The following is a 1,321-nucleotide window of genomic DNA, read 5'->3' as shown; positions in this document are numbered from 1 at the left end:
TGAACCGCACCGGGTTTGCCGGAGGCTCCAACTTCTGAGAAAGTGGAGCCGATATGAGCAAGACAACAAACAAATTTTCACCTGAAGTCCGCGCCCGAGCAGTACGGATGGTTTTGGATCACCAAGGCGAATATTCCTCGCGATGGGCAGCGGTTTCCTCGATTGCCGCCAAGATCGGCTGCACCGCGCAGACGCTCAATGAATGGGTGAAGAAGGCGGAAGTGGACGATGGTTCCCGGCCCGGGCTCCCAAGCGACGTCGCCGAGAAGATGAAGGCTCTGGAGCGGGAGAACCGCGAGCTTCGGCAGGCCAATGAGATACTGCGCAAAGCGTCCGCTTATTTCGCGATGGCGGAGCTCGACCGCCCATTGAAGCGATGATCTCCTTCATCGACGAACACCGCTCGGTATTCGGGGTCGAGCCGATCTGCAGACTGCTGCCGATTGCCCTATCAACCTACTACGAGAACGTTGCCAAACGTGAGGACGTGGACCGCCTGTCGGTCCGCGCCCGCAGCGACATCGCCTGGAAGATCGAGATACGCCGTGTCTTCGAGGCGAACTTCCGCGTCTATGGCGTGCGCAAGGTCTGGCGGCAATTGAAGCGGGAGGGCTTCGATATAGCCCGCTGCACCGTTGCTCGGCTTATGAGGTCGATGGGCCTTCGGGGCATCATCCGCGGCAAGCCGGTCAAGACGACGGTCTCCGACAAGACGGCTCCGAGCCCGCTCGACCGGGTGAACCGCCAGTTCAAGGCTCCCGCGCCGAACAGGCTGTGGGTTTCGGATTTCACCTATGTCGCCACCTGGCAAGGCTTCGTCTACGTGGCCTTCGTCATCGACGCCTTCGCCCGCCGCATCGTCGGCTGGCGGGTGAGTCGGACGGCGCATGCCGGGTTCGTCCTCGATGCCCTGGAGCAGGCGCTCCATGAGCGGCGTCCCGTTCATGGCGACGGCCTGATCCACCACTCGGACAGAGGCGTTCAATACGTGTCGATCAAGTATTCCGAGCGGCTGGCCGAAGCGGGCATCGAACCGTCCGTCGGAAGTGTCGGTGACTCTTACGACAATGCACTCGCCGAAACGATCAACGGTCTCTACAAGGCCGAGGTCATTCATCGGCGAGGACCGTGGCGCAACTTCGAAGCGGTTGAATTCGCCACCCTCGAATGGGTCGATTGGTTCAACCATCGACGGCTTCTGGAGCCCATCGGCAACATCCCGCCAGCCGAAGCCGAGGAGCAGTACTACGCCATGCTGGACGAACCAGCCATGGCTGCATAACTTAAACCAAACGGCCTCCGGCAAACCCGGTGCGGTTCA

The 1,321-nt window shown here is 60.9% G+C and carries 1 protein-coding gene and 1 other annotated feature; the gene reads left to right on the top strand.

The features are described from left to right. The first annotated feature begins 53 nt into the window (after positions 1-53). Positions 54-1,282, top strand: a protein-coding gene (locus FHT79_RS31900) for an IS3 family transposase (protein ID WP_097596472.1) whose coding sequence is annotated in 2 segments (ribosomal slippage) — positions 54-348 and positions 348-1,282 — 1,230 coding nt in all. Because the reading frame shifts where the segments join, the coding sequence is not laid out codon by codon here. Beyond that, positions 335-451, top strand: a sequence feature (AL1L pseudoknot). (Overlaps the previous gene by 117 nt.) Positions 1,283-1,321 lie beyond the last annotated feature (39 nt).

The organism is Rhizobium sp. BK212 (assembly GCF_014197475.1).
In the GTDB taxonomy this organism is placed as follows: Bacteria; Pseudomonadota; Alphaproteobacteria; order Rhizobiales; family Rhizobiaceae; genus Rhizobium; species Rhizobium anhuiense.
The sequence above is the reverse complement of the archived record's forward strand: the minus strand, read 5'-3'. Positions and strand labels throughout refer to the sequence as shown.